General features: G+C 58.6%; 15 protein-coding genes. 2 read left to right on the top strand and 13 right to left on the bottom strand.

Annotated features, from left to right (window positions below):
- Positions 1 to 320: 320 nt before the first annotated feature.
- Positions 321 to 1,247 (top strand): LysR family transcriptional regulator, encoded by a 927-nt coding sequence (locus RLO149_RS20940; protein ID WP_044025476.1) that lies wholly within the window; start codon positions 321 to 323, stop codon positions 1,245 to 1,247.
- Here the strand turns inward: RLO149_RS20940 and RLO149_RS20935 are convergent.
- The 11 genes from RLO149_RS20935 to RLO149_RS20885 all read right to left on the bottom strand — a co-directional run bounded on the left by RLO149_RS20935 (position 1,228) and on the right by RLO149_RS20885 (position 12,829).
- Positions 1,228 to 2,418, bottom strand: a complete 1,191-nt coding sequence (locus RLO149_RS20935) for an MFS transporter (protein ID WP_044025475.1) — start codon at positions 2,416 to 2,418, stop codon at positions 1,228 to 1,230. The two genes, RLO149_RS20940 and RLO149_RS20935, sit on opposite strands and share 20 nt — an antisense overlap.
- Positions 2,419 to 2,638: 220 nt before the next feature.
- Entirely contained in the window at positions 2,639 to 3,376 is a 738-nt protein-coding gene (locus RLO149_RS20930) for a trypsin-like serine peptidase (RefSeq protein WP_013964084.1), read from the bottom strand.
- Between the two features lie 365 nt (positions 3,377 to 3,741).
- Entirely contained in the window at positions 3,742 to 4,827 is a 1,086-nt protein-coding gene (locus RLO149_RS20925) for an ABC transporter ATP-binding protein (RefSeq protein ID WP_013964083.1), read from the bottom strand.
- Positions 4,824 to 5,615: an ABC transporter permease gene (locus RLO149_RS20920; RefSeq protein WP_013964082.1), complete on the bottom strand. Its 792-nt coding sequence runs from the start codon at positions 5,613 to 5,615 to the stop codon at positions 4,824 to 4,826. The genes RLO149_RS20925 and RLO149_RS20920 overlap by 4 nt, the downstream gene beginning before the upstream one ends.
- Complete coding sequence (locus RLO149_RS20915) at positions 5,612 to 6,589, bottom strand: ABC transporter permease (protein ID WP_013964081.1); 978 nt, start codon at positions 6,587 to 6,589, stop codon at positions 5,612 to 5,614. Before RLO149_RS20915 ends, RLO149_RS20920 begins: the two co-directional genes overlap by 4 nt.
- A gap of 77 nt (positions 6,590 to 6,666) precedes the next feature.
- Positions 6,667 to 7,773 (bottom strand): ABC transporter substrate-binding protein, encoded by a 1,107-nt coding sequence (locus RLO149_RS20910; RefSeq protein WP_013964080.1) that lies wholly within the window; start codon positions 7,771 to 7,773, stop codon positions 6,667 to 6,669.
- A 44-nt stretch (positions 7,774 to 7,817) separates the two neighbouring features.
- On the bottom strand, positions 7,818 to 8,924 hold the full coding sequence (locus tag RLO149_RS20905; protein WP_013964079.1) for an NAD/NADP octopine/nopaline dehydrogenase family protein: 1,107 nt from the start codon (positions 8,922 to 8,924) through the stop codon (positions 7,818 to 7,820).
- Positions 8,921 to 9,508: a peroxidase-related enzyme gene (locus RLO149_RS20900; RefSeq protein ID WP_013964078.1), complete on the bottom strand. Its 588-nt coding sequence runs from the start codon at positions 9,506 to 9,508 to the stop codon at positions 8,921 to 8,923. The genes RLO149_RS20905 and RLO149_RS20900 overlap by 4 nt, the downstream gene beginning before the upstream one ends.
- Entirely contained in the window at positions 9,508 to 9,987 is a 480-nt protein-coding gene (locus RLO149_RS20895; protein WP_013964077.1) for a hypothetical protein, read from the bottom strand. Before RLO149_RS20895 ends, RLO149_RS20900 begins: the two co-directional genes overlap by 1 nt.
- Positions 9,984 to 11,456 (bottom strand): NAD(P)-binding domain-containing protein, encoded by a 1,473-nt coding sequence (locus RLO149_RS20890; RefSeq protein ID WP_013964076.1) that lies wholly within the window; start codon positions 11,454 to 11,456, stop codon positions 9,984 to 9,986. The genes RLO149_RS20895 and RLO149_RS20890 overlap by 4 nt, the downstream gene beginning before the upstream one ends.
- A 35-nt stretch (positions 11,457 to 11,491) precedes the next feature.
- Positions 11,492 to 12,829: an MFS transporter gene (locus tag RLO149_RS20885; protein WP_013964075.1), complete on the bottom strand. Its 1,338-nt coding sequence runs from the start codon at positions 12,827 to 12,829 to the stop codon at positions 11,492 to 11,494.
- A 181-nt stretch (positions 12,830 to 13,010) separates the two neighbouring features.
- Here RLO149_RS20885 and RLO149_RS20880 point away from each other — a divergent pair, with 181 nt between their 5' ends.
- On the top strand, positions 13,011 to 13,727 hold the full coding sequence (locus tag RLO149_RS20880) for a VIT1/CCC1 transporter family protein (protein ID WP_044025474.1): 717 nt from the start codon (positions 13,011 to 13,013) through the stop codon (positions 13,725 to 13,727).
- Positions 13,728 to 13,745: 18 nt separating this feature from the next.
- Here the strand turns inward: RLO149_RS20880 and RLO149_RS20875 are convergent, their stop codons facing one another.
- Together RLO149_RS20875 and RLO149_RS20870 are read right to left on the bottom strand one after the other, a co-directional pair.
- Positions 13,746 to 14,354, bottom strand: coding sequence for an enoyl-CoA hydratase/isomerase family protein (locus RLO149_RS20875; protein WP_013964073.1), 609 nt, complete (start codon positions 14,352 to 14,354; stop codon positions 13,746 to 13,748).
- Positions 14,351 to 15,100, bottom strand: a complete 750-nt coding sequence (locus tag RLO149_RS20870; protein WP_013964072.1) for an SDR family oxidoreductase — start codon at positions 15,098 to 15,100, stop codon at positions 14,351 to 14,353. The genes RLO149_RS20875 and RLO149_RS20870 overlap by 4 nt, the downstream gene beginning before the upstream one ends.
- Between the last annotated feature and the right edge of the window lie 20 nt (positions 15,101 to 15,120).

The raw sequence follows: 15,120 nt of genomic DNA, 5'->3' as shown, positions 1-15,120 counted from the left end.
GGTCGCTCAGACCTGAGTGGGTTTTGCACTGGGGGACGGGTGGCCCGTGAAGTTTCCCGTGCGGTCCAGCAATGGAACGGTCATTGATGGATGCAACGCGGTGTTCCACATGATCGTCAGACAGCTTTCGATCAGCGCGGCAGACCTTTTCTGTGGCGGTTTCAACTGTAAACGCTGGACGGGGATGGCGGGTCATTTCGGTTATCTCGGTTTTTCTGTGTGCTTGAGGACCAAGATAGATTAGTTTGCTTTCTGAATGAATGTTCGCAATATGAATTTCATTATTTTGGAAAGTAACTATAATAAGTGAGGAACGCGCTCTGGACCGCCTTCAAACCCTTGAAGTCTTTATCGCCGTCGCCGAAGCAGAAAGCTTTGCAGGCGGTGCGCGCCGGTTGGGGCTCAGCGCACCCTCGGCCACGCGCGGCGTCAATGCGCTGGAAGAACGGCTGCAAACGCGCCTGTTCACACGTACCACCCGTACCGTTCGGCTGACCGATACCGGGCGGGCCTATCTGGATGATGCCCGCGATATTCTTGCGCAACTCCATGCTGCGGATGCGATAGCTGCGGGCGCGGCGACAACACCGACCGGTTGCTTGCGGATCACCTGTTCAAATGAGTTCGGGCGCCTCTATGTGGCCCCGATCCTGACCGAGTATCTGGATCTCTATCCATCGGTGACCGTCGATGTCTTGATGGTCGACCGGATCGTGAACATTGTCGAAGAGGGGTTTGACATAGCAGTGCGCATTGGTGCGCTGCCATCCTCTGGTTTGACGGCGGTGCGCATAGGCGAGGTGCGGCGGGTGGTTTGCGCAACACCTGCGTATTTTGAGCAGAACGGAGTGCCAAAACAGCCCGCGGATTTGGTGCATCACAAAATTATCGCTGCGGCCCCGGTCAGCCCCAGTGCGGAGTGGCGGTTTGGCACAGACGCGCAAAGCACCGTTCATGTCAGACCAAGGCTGACAGTCAGCAGTGTTGCCACGGCACGGTCTGTGGTGCGCGGAAATTGGGGGCTGTGCAGGGTGTTATCGTATCAGATCGGCCCGGATCTTGAGGCAGGCGTGCTACAAACCGCGTTGGATGAATATGAGCCCCCGCCGATGCCCATCAATCTGGTTCACACAGAAGGACGCCGGGCACCCGCGAAAGTGCGCGCCTTTCTGGATCTTGCGAAAAAGCGGTTGCGTGCGATCCCCGCTCTTACACCAACGCATAATTCTAGATCTTCGATAGCCTAGCCCGGTCCACAAACAGCATCGCCAGAGCGAGAACCAAACCACCCCCAGAGATCATGGCGAGAACCACCCACCCCAGACTCGAAACTATAAATCCGGCCGCAAAGGCACAAATGGTCGACCCAAACGCAATGATGGTATCGTTGGCACCTTGCACCGCCGGTTTTTCTTCTTCGGAAAGCGCTGCGTCCAACATCGCGGTCGCACCGATAAACCCAAGGTTCCATCCAACCCCCAAGACGATCAACGCGCCGTAAAAATGCGTCGCGGACAGGCCCAGACCAGCTGCACCCGCGGCCGCGATCATGATAACCAACCCGGTGATGGCGACGCTTGACGCTCCAAAGCGCTTGATCAGAAAGCCAGTGAAAAAGCTGGGGGCAAACATCGCAACAATATGCCAGCGCACAACGTCGCTTGCGGTTTCTTCACTGAACCCGCAGCCAACCATCGCAATAGGGGTCGGGATCATCAGGAAAACCATGACGCCCTGCGAAAGGGCGGCGATCCCCACGGCGTGCCTGATGGCCGGGCGACGAAGCGCAGTCAGAGCGGAAAGCCTCCCGGAAGGCTCACGCTTCAAACGCCTCTCTGGTTGCGGCATCCGAACAACGATGAGAGGGATGAGGCCGAGCACTGCAATCACGCCGGTCGCCACATATGCGCCAGCGAAAGGGATGGGTGTGAGCACGTCTTTCGCGACAATGAATACTTGCGGCCCAGCCACTGCCGCGATCAAAAGCGAACTCAGCATCAATGAGATTGCAACCGGTCGCCAGTCCCGATCAACGGCCTCGCTTGCGGCGAAACGAAAATACTGGAACGCAGCCCAGCCGGCCCCCATCAAAAAATGTGCCACACAAAGCAGGGTGAAGTTTTGAAAATAGAGGGCTTGGGTGGCTATGACTGCACCAGTCAGCGTCATTAAACCGCCGAGCGTAAATCCAACGCGCCGCCCTATGCGCCCCATGAGAAGCGAAAATGGTGCTGCGGCGATCATGCCAGCCAATGTCTGGATTGATGCTGGCACAGTCGCGAGGTTCGGGCTTGGTGCCAACATCAGCCCCGCAAGCCCTCCGAGGATCAACTGAACAGGAAACGCCGCGCCGAGGATCGTGTTGGCAATCAATAAACCCGCGAAATTGCGATTGAAAAGAACGGATACTACGGACACGAACGGCAAGGCCTTTAATGGACTTCTGTGTGACAGATTATAGGGCGACCCGTGGCATCTTCAGCGCAGCACGCCGAAATTCGCTTTGAACAGACATCCACGCCCATGCTCAGGACTGAGGGGATAAGCAGAACGGGCATTCCCAAACGAAATGCGCCCGGGTTGCCCATAAGCGGCAAACCGATCACGTGTCAGTATAAAAGCGGAAGCGTTTCAACCTTCATCTGGCCAGCCGCTGCGCTTCTCTATTCAACGCAGCGCTGACATGGCCGCGCAGCCAATCGTTCAACTGAGCCGCCAGCGCGGTTCCCTCTGGCTCCCTGCGGGCGACGATTGTCCCGGCCAGATACCAGTTCTGCTCCAGTCGAACCACAACCGCGCCACCCGAATTTCCCCTGATCACGTGACACTCAGACGTGAGAAGCCCTTGGGTCGTTAGCGGATAAAGAGCGCAATCAAAGCGACCGTGAAGACGTGGACCAGTGTCATTCTGATACCCTAGAAATACGGCCTCTTGTGGCAAACGCCGCTGGGCAGGCACGAGCAGCACCGGGCTTACCACATCCCGCGAAATAGGACGGCTCAAACGAACGACGGCCACGTCGAACCGGTATTTGTCTGAGCCAGTCGCATCTGCCCAATCTGGATGGCGGATGATGTCGCTCGACCCGCTGCTTGCGACAAATCGGGTCCCATCCTGACCGGCAAAGAAACGCAGGCTGTCGAGCAACCCTTCTTTCTGGGTGGTACAATGTGCTGCGGTGATGATCAAATCCGGCGCGACCAATGTTCCGCTGCAACTTGATCCACCTTCGGTTCCTTGCGCAATCACGGCGCCCACCGCGGTCCAATCTGACCGTGTCGACCCATCAACCACTGGCAAGCCCTCACTCAACGCAAGGGTCGTGAGGCAAACGGAAACGACAAATCCGCAAAACAGCGTTTTTAAAAATGGCAATGTGCCCGTCCTTCTAAATGGTCCTGACACTGCCAACCAGTTTTGCGTTTCAAACCGAAAGCCAAGAACGCGTTTCCTGCTTTGTTGCAACTGTAGATAAAGTGAAGTTTCAAAAATCTGTCCTTGCCGTTTGCTTGGGGACTTTTCTTTTCTGGTTCTGCTGCATTGTTGATATCTGAGCCAAATCCGGCTCAAGTCGTATGTCTCAAACCGTCCTTTCGAACAAGTTTACAGCACAGAAAAATTCGTTGCGAACGCCGGTTTGATGGTTCTGGAACGGACCTCAGATGAACGATCTGAGCAGTCCATCAACCCGGGCGTTTACCTGCGCGCACAGGGGGGGAGAGGTGATTTTTGGGCAAGGTCTAGTCTTGCAGCACTGCCATACTGTCGCTGTCCCAGCCAATCCATACGGGGTCCGACCCGACGGCTTGACCAGTTTCCGCATCCACGAAAGCGCGCAGGGTCGCCCCTTCGGTCTCTTCGATGATCAGGTCGAGCGCCATGCGGCTGCCCAGAAAGGTTTTACCGACAACCTTGCCCTGTACGGCGTTGGCTGAATCCGGTCGCGCCGCGTGGAACCCCAGTTTTTCCAGCCGGACGGAAGCGGTTATGTCATCGCCCGTTTTCAGCGGCCCGGCTGGTGCATGACCGCTGAGCGTGTGGCCGAACCAGTCCATTACGATCCTGTCGCCCTCGCGCCCGCGCATCTGACCGGAAAGCAGGTTCGTCTCTCCGATGAATTCTGCCACGAAGCGGGTTGCGGGGTGAAAATACAGCTCTTCGGGAGTGCCGTCTTGCTCAACGCGGCCCTTGTTCATCACCACGATACGGTCGGACATGGTCAACGCTTCCTCCTGATCGTGGGTGACAAAGAAGAACGTCTTATGCGTGCGCCGCTGAATCGATTTCAGTTCCTGTTGAACCTGCCCGCGCAGTTTGGCATCCAGCGCGCCCAAGGGTTCGTCCAGCAGCAAAAGGGCCGGATCAGGCGCAAGCGCGCGGGCCAGCGCCACCCGCTGTCGCTGCCCACCCGAAAGCTGGCCGGGATAGCGATCCCCAAATCCATCCAGTTCGAGAAAGGCCATGATCTCGTCCTGACGGCGTTTTATATTCGCCTTATCCATGCCCTTCAGCTCAAGCCCGAAGGAAATATTCTGCCGCACGGTCATATGGGGAAAAAGCGCATAGTCCTGAAACACCATGTTGACGTGGCGCTTTTCGGGCGGTTGCGTGGTCACATCCTCACCATCCAGAATGACGCGGCCTTTGTCGGGTCGTTCAAACCCGCCAAGGATACGCAGCGTCGTTGACTTGCCACAGCCCGAGGGGCCAAGAAACGTCACGAACTCGCCGCGCGCGATGTCCAGCGTCAGATTATCCAGCGCAACGGTATCGCCAAAGTTCTTGGAAATACCTTCGATGCGGACAAGGGGGTGTGCGTCGCTCATGGATTTGTATCCCTGTTCATGCGGCGGGTGAAGCGTTCTGCCCAGATGCCAATGGCGGCTGTCAGGACCAGCGCAACCGTTGCGATGGCGTTGATCTCAGGCGACATGCCCGACCTCAACATGGCGAAAATCAGAACTGGCAGCGTTGGTTCGTAGCCCCCGAGGAAAAACGACCGTACGAAATCATCAAAGCTGAGCAGCAGGCAAAAGATACTGGCCCCTAGGATCGCGGGGATCAGGTATGGTACGGTGATGCGCAAAAAGGCGATGATCGGGTCAGCCCCCAGATCGCGCGCCGCCTCAATCTGGCTTTTCGGCAGGGTCGACAGCCGTGCCATGACAACAAGCACCACAAAGGGCACGTTATGCACCGCATGTGCCCAGATAATCGCGCCCATCCCCGGCTCGATCCCCAGCCAGCGGGCATAAATGCGAAAGGCGATGGCGGAGATGATACCCGGCACGAGGGCTGGCAGCAGCGTGAGGCCAAAGACAGCCGCCCGGCCCATAAACTTGCGCCCCTCCAGCAGCACGGCGATCCATGTGCCCACCACGATAGAGATCAACGTCGACAGGATCGCAATGGTCACCGAATACCCCAAAGTGGACAGCAGTTCAGCATCGGCAAAGACGCCCAAATACCAATCCAGTGTCCAGGATCGGATGGGAAACCCGATGAATTTGCTGTCCTTGAACCCCATCAGGATCATCAAAAGCAGCGGCACAAACACATAGAGCACAAAGGCCCAATAGATGCAGGACAACAGGATGCGATTGCCGCGGTTCATTTGGTGTCTCCCTTGCGCAGCGCATACATCAGCTTTTGGAACACAGCCGTGAGCACGATCGCACCCGCAAACATGATGGTGGCAAAGGCAGCGCCCGTGGGCCATTCATCCCCCGCCACGTGGAAGAACCCCGCAATGGTTTGTGCAAAGACGGTGGTGGACGGCCCGCCCAACAGCACCGGCGTGGCGTAAAACCCGGTCGAGATCAGGAACACCAGCGTGCAGCCCGACGATATCCCCTCAAACGTCAGGGGCAATGTCACGCGGCGAAAGCGGGTCCACGCCCCTGCACCGAGGTCAGCGGCGGCTTCGTTATAGCTATTGGGCAGTTTCTCCAGCGCGGAATAAAGCGGCAAAAGCATGTATAGGGCAGTCAGGTAAACGATGCCGACCCCCATGGAAAAGCTGGTGTACATGAAAGGGATGGGCCGGTCGATCAAGCCAAACCACTGCAACACCAGATTGACCGCACCGGTATTGCCCAACAGGATCATGATCGCGTAGGTGCGCACGATCTCCCCCACCCAGAATGGAATAAGAAGCAATAATAGCAATAACATCCGGTTCTTGCGGCTGACGTGACGCGCAAGGAAATAAGCCACGGGATAGGTCAGGATCAGCGTGCAAAAGGTAAAAACCGCCGCAAAGCTCAGCGTGCGAAAGAAGGGTTGCCAGAAAATCTGATCGCCGAAAAAGCGCGCGTAATTGTCCAACGTGAAGCTCTGTTCGACGCCGGGGGCGACGGGGTAGGCATCCAACAGGCTGACGCGCAGCATCTGCACCATCGGACCCAAATGCTGCGTCAAAACCCAAAGGATCGGAAAAGCTGCCAGAATGATGAACTGCCGCCGGGGCGATGCCGTGGCGATGCCCATCACCGTGCGATAAGCCGTCCAGCCGGAAAGACGCCCCCAGAACGTGCGATCGCCCCCGTTTTGCGGGATGCTGCCTTGGGCCGCGGCCTCGTTGCGCATGGACAGGTTCCTTTGGTGGAAAAGTTCAGGGTCCCCGCCCGCCGGAAAGGGGCGCGCGGGGAGAAGTTAGCGCAAGATCAGGCGGCTTTGACCGCTTCGACGGCCGGATCAACCAGTTCGTATTTCATCTTGTTCGCCTCAGCGCGGAAGAACTGCAATCTGGCCAGTTCCTCATCCGGGAAGGCCGTTGATTTCTTTTCCAGATCCGTGAGGTGGTTCGATGCATCCTTGTAGGTCGAGATAAAGCCCGATGCCTTGGTCATGGCCGCGCCGATCTCGGGCGAGGCGAGGATCGCATTGATGAACGTATAGGCGTTGTCCACATTCGGCGCGTTGTTGGCGATATTATAGGTATAGACAAAGCCGTAGGACCCTTCCTCGGGGATAGTCATCGCCAGCGGGAAGCCATCGTTGATCAAGGCAGCCGCAGGGCCGTTCCAGCTATGACCAAGCGCGATGTCCTGATTGACGAACATCTGCTGAATTTCGGCACCGCTGTCGTAGTATTTGCGCACCAGCGGTTTATGCTCGATCAGGAATTGCTTGGCCTCTTCGACGATGGCGGCGGCTTTTTCCGGATCGTCCATATAGGCGACCATATTACCGTCATAGCCCATCTTGAGCATGATGATCGACATCATGTCCTGAATGATATAGGCGGTTTGACCTTTGAATTTCTCGGAGAACAGAGCGTTCCAGCTTTTGACTTCATCCGCGCTCACCAGATCGGTGTTGTAGGACAGAACCTCCATGCCCGACAGGATCGGCGCGCCCCATTTGTTGCCGTTGATCGTGGCCCAGTCGCTTTCGGAGAACGTCGGGTTGATGTTGCCCCAATTCGCCAGACGGTCGGTATCCAGCGGTGCCAGCAATTCGCTGTCGATGAACTGCAGGAACCGGTGCCCGGCAACCGTCATGATATCGACCGTCGGGTTCGGGGCTTCGGCGGCCAGCAGGTTGAACTGCTTGCCCTGATCGTCCACGAGGCGGACGTTGACCTTAATGCCGGTTTCAGCTTCGAACTGGTCCTTGAAGGCGGCGGGCACAAAATCGTTATAGGTCCAGATGTTGACCTCCCCGCCCGAAGCGGAGGCACGGCGCAGATACGCCGGGCTGGCAAGCGCCACACCCGTCATCGCAGCAGTGCCCAGAAAGCGGCGGCGGTCGTAAATCAGTTTCGTCATGTCTCAGGTCTCCTTGTTGGGTGAAGTGATTTCCGCATCGTTTATTATTGTGGCACCGATGGTGCCGTCCCGAGCAGGCCGGTACGGGCGGCCTGCGTCAGGTCATCAAGGGTAAACTTATCCAGCTCCAGTGCTGCCAAAAGCGCATTCTCCTTACTGAAATCACGGCCGTACATGGCGGAAAATATCGCGATCCCCGCCTCATGCAGCGGCGCAGGTATCCCGGCAAGCTGGCCCAGAACAGCGGTCAGTTGCAACCCATAGGGCACATCTTCGGTCACATATCGACTGTCGGCACTGGCAGGTCCGGTGCCGCCATTGCCCTGCGCGTGCATCTGTTGGTTCATCTCGGAAATCGAGGCCACGGGCACATGAAAACTCAGATGGAAGTGCTCGAATATGGTCTTGACCTGCAACCCCAGCGCCTCGGCAATGGCAAGCCGTTCCAGATCAAGCTGCTCCAGCAACCGCCCCACGGTTGGGGTCACATTCTGGCCTTGGCTCCATGTCTCGCCCCGCTCCATTCGGGTGATGTTGCCAAGGGCGATGCCCATGTGGTTTTGCGGGTTGAGGTTGGACAGGGAGATCGCCAGCAACCCGTCGCGCTGCTGGAACCGGTCGCCGAAAAGCCGTTTGCACTCATCAAGGGCGCGATCCGACTGCGTGTCAGGCACGGTGCAAAGATCAACGCGTTTGCGCACGGTATTGACCTGCACGGCACTGCCGGTCTGCCGCCTGCCGGTCACGACCGTCGTCCCCCATGCGGTAATGGGCGCTTTGATGCCGCGCGCCGCCAGCAGTTGCATCATATAGACCGCCCCCAGGGATGCATGGGAGGAAATGATGACATGCTGTCCGTCGCGGATATGCGGTGCCAGCGCGTCCATGACCGCCTTGTGCCCATAGGCGGGCAGGGCCAGCAGCAGAATGTCGTTTTCCCGCGCCAGTTCCGCGGCAGAACCCGCGATGCGCGGTTCGAACGTGACCTCAATTGCGCCCGAAGCCTGCAGTGGTGCAGTTTTCAGCGCCTCGGTCCCGGCACCGGAAGGGGACCAGAGCATCGGATCATGCCCTTGCTGGTGCAACAATGCAGCGGTGCCAAAGGCAACCGAACCTGCCCCGGTGATCCCTATGCGTACCGCGTCGCTCATGCGTCCTCCGTCTTGCGCACAGGATCACCGAGCACGTGCATCAAACGGTTGGCCCAACCAAAAAGAGCCGCCGACAGGATCAGATCAAGGATTTCCGCATCCGACAAACCGGCCTGCCGCAACGCCTCCATATCCGCCTTGCCGGCGGTGGGCGGTGCCTCTGCTGACTTGCGGGCGAAGTCGAATATCGCCCGTTCTCTGGGATTCAGATCGGCCTTTTCGCCCGCGGCGAACAGGGCATCCGTTGTCGTCGTGTCTTTCTCGATCTTGGCATGACGATCCGCATGCACAGCCGCACAATAGATGCAGCGGTTGACCATGGATGCCGCCAGCGCGCCCAACTCGCGTTCCGAGCGCGACAACCCGCCAGCGTCATACATGATCGCGTTGAACAAAGGCGAACGCACCTTGAGGCTTTCCACGTCATGCGCCAGCGTCAGCACATAATCCGACACTTTGGTATTTGACGGCGTGACCTGAAGCGCCTCAAGCTGTTCCGGCGTGGCCTCGGCCAGTTTGACCGGCGTCAGACGTGGCTGCCAATGCGGTACATTGCGGGTGAATTTATGAATGACACGGGCCATCACGCGGCCCCTTGCATCAAACGCAACCCGGCGATGAGGCGGGTTTGATAGGCCAGAAACGCCACCAGTTCACAAAGCCGCACGATATCCGCATCCTCAACGCCTGCCGTCTGCAAGCCGGAAACATCCTCAGCCGCAATATCGCGGGTCTGATTGGCGACCTTGTCGACAAAGGCCAGAACGGCGGACAGTCCCTGCGCCGCCCCGGTTTCAGAGGGATCAGCCAGCGCAGCCTTGTTCCCTGCCTTTGCAAGGTAGTGGGACGCCAGCGCGTCATCCTCCGCCAACCTTGCAACCCGCGCCGCCAATGCCGCCCGCAGATCGTGACCAAAAGCACCGGCATCGCGCGGGCGTAAAACCGCATCCTCGGCGGCCTGCGTCATTTCGATGATGTTGTGCCGACCGCTGATCGCTTCGGCAGTCTTACCATCGACCTCAACACCCGCCACGCGCAGGCTGGTCGTTTCGAATATGCTCATGCGACGCGCCCTTTTTGCGGCTCTGGATGGGCATCAAGGGGGGTCGCCTCCCACTCGTCGCCTTTCAGTTCGGGCGTGTCGTAAGCCTGGATGCCCTCCCAATGCGCCGCGATATCCTCGGCATATAGCTTTGCCGCCACGGCGCGCGACAACCAGGCCGCGCCCTCGCTGATACCGGGAATATCCCCGCTGACCTTGCCCAGACTGGCCGAAGCCCCGTAGTTGAAACAATAGACGTTGGCGAGCCATGGGGCCGTGCCGGGCTGTTTTTCGCGAAACGTAAAGTCCGGGTTCAAATAGGGGAACCGGCCAAGATCACCTGATTTTTCATCCTCCGGCGGAGTGTACACGTCCTGCCACAGCAGTATGTCACCCGCTGTGTCCCCGAATTCGCGCCGCGCCATGGGGTCGATCACGAAACCGGTGCCCAGAATGACGAAATCCGCTTCGTAAAAGGTGCCATCGGCGAAATGAATGATCGCTCCGTCGCCCTGCGGGTCGATCCGGGTCGTGGCCTTGCCGAAATGGAAATAGGCGTTCTCATGGCGGCTGACCCGCAGGGTCGAGCCGTGCGGCGGCGGGGTCTGGGTTGCAAAGCTGTATTGCATGAAGCGCCAACGCCATTCATCCGGCAGATCAGCAAACCCCGCTGTGAACCCAAAACTGCCGATGCCCATCATCTTGTTGATCGTCGGCATTTCCTTGCGGCGGATCAGGTGGCGCACTTCGGCAGCCCCATGCTCCAGCGCTTCGGCGGCGTTGTCCACGGCAGAGGCCCCGACACCGATAACCGCGACCCGCTTGCCCGCAAGCCGGGTAAAGTCGATTTCATCCGCACTATGCGCCCAAAGATGGCCCGGCAGGTGCTTGATGAAATCAGGGATATTCGCCCCCCCCGTCCCATCCCGACCCGTCGCAAAGATCAGTTTGCGGGTCAGGATCGTTGGTGTTTCGGCCCCCGTGACGGTGAGGCGCAGCAAATCGCCCTCTGGCTCCACATGATCAACCGAGATGCCGTTTTCCACCGGAACCTCCAGCACGGTGCGATACCATTGCAGATAGGCCATCCACATCGGTCGCGGAATTTTATCCAGCGCATCCCATTTCGCGGCCCCGAATTGCGCGCGATACCATGCCTGAAACGTCAAGGCGCCGTGCCCGAATGCAGGACCGGTCAGCATCTTGGGCGAGCGCAGCGTCTCCATCCGCGCATAGCTCAGCCATGGACCTTCGCGCCCGGTCTCTGCCCGGTCAAGAACACGCACATTCTGGATGCCGCCCGTCGCCAGCCCCAGCCACGCGACCATGCCACACATGCCGCCGCCGATGATGACCACATCGGTGACGCCCTCGCGCTGCGGCACCCATGCTTTGCCGGGATAGCACAAAAACGCCAGATCTTCCTTGATCCGACCTTCAAGTGCGGGCAAACCCATGGCGTCGATTGGCGAGAAATCCTTAACCGTCATAGCCCTCTTCCTGCAAAAGTCCTGTCATTTCAGCATCAAACCGACCGCTCTGTCCAGATCGGATGCAGCTCGTCGATGCGAAAAGCGTGTGTGTGGCGGTGCTGCGCGCTATAGGCGGGCACCTGTTGTAGATGCGGATGATCGTCTGGCAATTCCGGATGGCTGTGCGCCAGATCCAGAGGATCATCCACAGGCCACACCCGAAGCGCAATCAGTGTCAGAACGATCGATATCAATGAAAGATACAATAGAGCCGTTTCGAGCGACAGCAAGCTACCCAACCAGCCGGCCAACGGATAGGCAATCAGCCAACCGGCATGGCTGGCAGAAAACTGAGCAGCAAATACCGAAGCGCGATCCTTTTGAGCCGCAGACTTGGTGATCACCAAACCGCCGGGTGTCAGCACGAGGGACGATGCCACACCAAAGGCCACCCAGACCGCGCCCAGAAACGGCATTTGCGGCGCGGGCAGGAGTGAAAAGGCGACACCAACACCCGCAAAACCCAATGCCCCTAGGATCATCGCCCGGCGTTCGCTGATGCGGGTCAGCAATCTCGGTACGGTGACAGCCCCCAAAGCTGCACCAGCGCCGTAACAGGCCATCAGGATGGGAAAGTAATGTTCGGAATCGCCCAGTCGCGTGCCCGCATAAACCACGGAGTTGACCAGCACCCATGCCATGGACAGGGAGAGCGACAGGTTCAACAGAAATAATCCCCGTAGACGCGGTGTGTGACTGTAGATCCAAAACCCATGGCCGACCCGTTTCAGGAACGGCCCTTTGCGGGGGGCTTGTGTGCCGGTTGGAAAGCGTGTCAGCAACAGCGCCAGCACAGAACCTGCAAAAGCAAGTGCAGCGGCGTAAAACAGAGCCTCCCCCGCCACGATCTTGAGCATGACCGCTGCAATGACCGGGCTCATGACGGCTTCCGTCGTGTAGGCGACGCGCGACCACGCCAGCGCTTTGGTATAGGCGGCCTCCTGAGGCAAAATGTCCGGGATCACCGATTGGAACAACGGCGTGAACCCGGCGGCCAGCACGAAAAACGCAAAGGCCAGCATGGCGACTTGCCAAGGTTGCGTGACAAAGGCCATGGGCAAAAGCAACAGCAGACGCCCCATGTCCAGCGATACCATTGCGCGCTTGCGCGAAACCCCTGATAACAGGGTTTCTGCAAGCGGCGCGAGCATGACATAGGCCACCATTTTCAGCGCCAGCAGCAGCCCTAGAATTTGCCCGCCCGCAGCGGCGCCGCCAATCCGAAACGCCGCAAGCGACAGCGCGACCGTGAGCAACCCGACTCCGATCAAGGAGCAGATCTGCGCGGCGAATAGTCGACGAAACGTCGGGCTGGAAAGCGGGCTGCTCAAGACGTGAAATCCCTTCGGGTGTACGGGCCAGCATAGAAGTTAACGTCGTGGGATCAACATGATAGTGGCAGCGCAGGTGTCCCGCAGCCCCGCCGGATCCGTTGCGCAAAAAGAGGCATTTGGCCGCCAGTCCCTTGATCTTGCTCAATTACGGCGCGTTTTAATCGTGTAGATTGAAGGCATGACACAGGAACACGGACACAGCCCGACAGAAATAGCCCAGCGCCTTTCGATAGGTCAGCGCGCGGGGCACCTCAAGGATATGATCTATGGCGGCATTGACGGGGCGGTCACGACCTTCGCCATCGTCGCCGGGGTCGCAGGGGCAGGGCTGTCGCACCACATTATCGTGGCATTGGGTGTGGCGAATATCATCGCTGACGGCTTTTCAATGGCGGCCAGCAACTATTCAGGCACCAAGGCGGAACTTGATGACCGAAAACGCATTATTCAGGTCGAAGAGCGCCACATCGAACAACACCCCGAAGGTGAATTGGAAGAATTGCGTCAGATCCTGCAATTGCGCGGCCTGTCCGGCACCGTCCTTGAAGAGGCCACGACGGCTATTTCCCAAAGCAAGACGAATTGGATTGGCCTGATGCTGACGGATGAATACGGGCTGTCGCGTGTTGAACCTGAACCGATGAAAGCAGCGCTGGCAACATTCGCGGCCTTTCTGGTGGCCGGCAGTATTCCCCTGATCCCTTTCCTGCTGAACCTTGATGCGGCTTTTTCGATTTCAATTTATGCGACTTTGTTGACGTTCTTTCTGATTGGCACCGGAAAAAGCAGGTGGTCTTTGTCAAAATGGTGGAAATCAGGGCTTGAGACGCTGTTGATAGGCGGCGTCGCGGCATTGCTCGCGTTCTCGGTCGGGAGCCTTTTTCACCCCGGATAACGCGGGGTTATCCATGGCTTAGCGGCACATTTCCTTGATGCCGGTCGCGATTGAACTGTTCGCTGCGACAGTATCAGCGACCAGCGTTTGCGCGACCGCCATCAGATCATCCGGTGCAACGATCCGGTCGATCAATCCAAACGCCAGCGCCTCATCCGCCGCGATCTTTTGGCCGCCCATCAGGATCAGCTTGGCCCGCGACGGCCCGATCAGGGCAGCCAGCCGACCCGGATCGCTCGGTTGCGGTAAAAACCCCAGTTTCATGACCGGGTAGAAGAATTTTGCACTTGGCACGGCGATACGCAGATCACAGGCCAGCGCCATACCAAAGGCGCCACCGGCCAGCGTTCCGTTCAGCGCAGCCACCGATAACCCCGGCAGACTTGCAACAGCCTGCGATAGTTCTTCCCACAGCGGCGATGTCGCAAGACCGGCGCGCGCAGCTTCCAGATCAGCCCCCGCGCTAAAGACTTTACCTCTGCCCGACAGGATCACGGCGCGCGCTGTCTGTGCGGCGCGCATCGTGTCCCTGAGATCGACCAACATCTGCTCAGTCAGGGAATTCGCTTTTTCCGGGCGGTTCAGCGTGATGGTCCAGATCTCGCCCGTGCGATCAACATCAATCATGTCAAACCGACCTTCCGGCGGATACCCTCGTCGCGCAGCGATATTTCGCGCCCACACCATTCATCCGCCTCGGGACTGCACATCCACAGCAGGGCGCGGGCCGGCCAGTCGGCGGGGATATGAACCTCCCACTCCAGTTGGCTGACCGGGTTTATACCGCTCGATTTGATCTCACGCTGCATTTGCGTGGCGACAGTGCCGGGCGACAGGCCCATGGCCCGGATGCCGTGTTGCGCTTCCTCATGATCGAGACAGCGGGTCAGCATATGCGCACCGGCTTTTGAGGTGCAGTAATGGCTCCAGGCCTCGACCGGCCCATGCGCGGCACCCGAACTGATGGTGATGATGGTCCCGCCGCCTGCGGGCTTCATCACCTGCAAAGCGGCATGCATACCGTTGAAAACACCCTTCAGGTTCACATCAATGACGTCAGCCCAGGCATCCGGCTCAGCCTCCGCCAGATGGGAAATCGGTTCGATCGCCCCCGCATTGTTGATCAGAACATCGAGACTGCCGAACATTTCTTGTGTCGCGGCAACGGCCTTGGCCATGTCACTGTAGCGCGCGACATTGCAGGGGATGGCAACTGCCCGCTCACCAATTTCACCGGCCAGATCCGCAATCTGTTGCTGACTGCGGGCCAAAAGGGCGACATTGGCCCCCGCTTGCGCGAAAACGCGGGCCGCTTCGGCGCCAATCCCGCGACTCGCCCCCGTGATCATCACCGTTTTTCCTGTCATATTCATGTTACCGCACCTCCGCTCAG

It is taken from the genome of Roseobacter litoralis Och 149 (assembly GCF_000154785.2).
In the GTDB taxonomy this organism is placed as follows: Bacteria; Pseudomonadota; Alphaproteobacteria; order Rhodobacterales; family Rhodobacteraceae; genus Roseobacter; species Roseobacter litoralis.
The sequence above is the reverse complement of the archived record's forward strand: the minus strand, read 5'-3'. Positions and strand labels throughout refer to the sequence as shown.

What these genes read in the sequence shown, in the direction of transcription:
- RLO149_RS20925 (WP_013964083.1), bottom strand. Translation starts at nt 4,827, where the DNA reads ATGAGCGACGCACACCCCCTTGTCCGCATCGAAGGTATTTCCAAGAAC.
- RLO149_RS20920 (WP_013964082.1), bottom strand. Translation starts at nt 5,615, where the DNA reads ATGAACCGCGGCAATCGCATCCTGTTGTCCTGCATCTATTGGGCCTTT.
- RLO149_RS20915 (WP_013964081.1), bottom strand. Translation starts at nt 6,589, where the DNA reads ATGCGCAACGAGGCCGCGGCCCAAGGCAGCATCCCGCAAAACGGGGGC.
- RLO149_RS20910 (WP_013964080.1), bottom strand. Translation starts at nt 7,773, where the DNA reads ATGACGAAACTGATTTACGACCGCCGCCGCTTTCTGGGCACTGCTGCG.
- RLO149_RS20905 (WP_013964079.1), bottom strand. Translation starts at nt 8,924, where the DNA reads ATGAGCGACGCGGTACGCATAGGGATCACCGGGGCAGGTTCGGTTGCC.
- RLO149_RS20900 (WP_013964078.1), bottom strand. Translation starts at nt 9,508, where the DNA reads ATGGCCCGTGTCATTCATAAATTCACCCGCAATGTACCGCATTGGCAG.
- RLO149_RS20895 (WP_013964077.1), bottom strand. Translation starts at nt 9,987, where the DNA reads ATGAGCATATTCGAAACGACCAGCCTGCGCGTGGCGGGTGTTGAGGTC.
- RLO149_RS20890 (WP_013964076.1), bottom strand. Translation starts at nt 11,456, where the DNA reads ATGACGGTTAAGGATTTCTCGCCAATCGACGCCATGGGTTTGCCCGCA.
- RLO149_RS20880 (WP_044025474.1), top strand. Translation starts at nt 13,011, where the DNA reads ATGACACAGGAACACGGACACAGCCCGACAGAAATAGCCCAGCGCCTT.
- RLO149_RS20875 (WP_013964073.1), bottom strand. Translation starts at nt 14,354, where the DNA reads ATGATTGATGTTGATCGCACGGGCGAGATCTGGACCATCACGCTGAAC.
- RLO149_RS20870 (WP_013964072.1), bottom strand. Translation starts at nt 15,100, where the DNA reads ATGAATATGACAGGAAAAACGGTGATGATCACGGGGGCGAGTCGCGGG.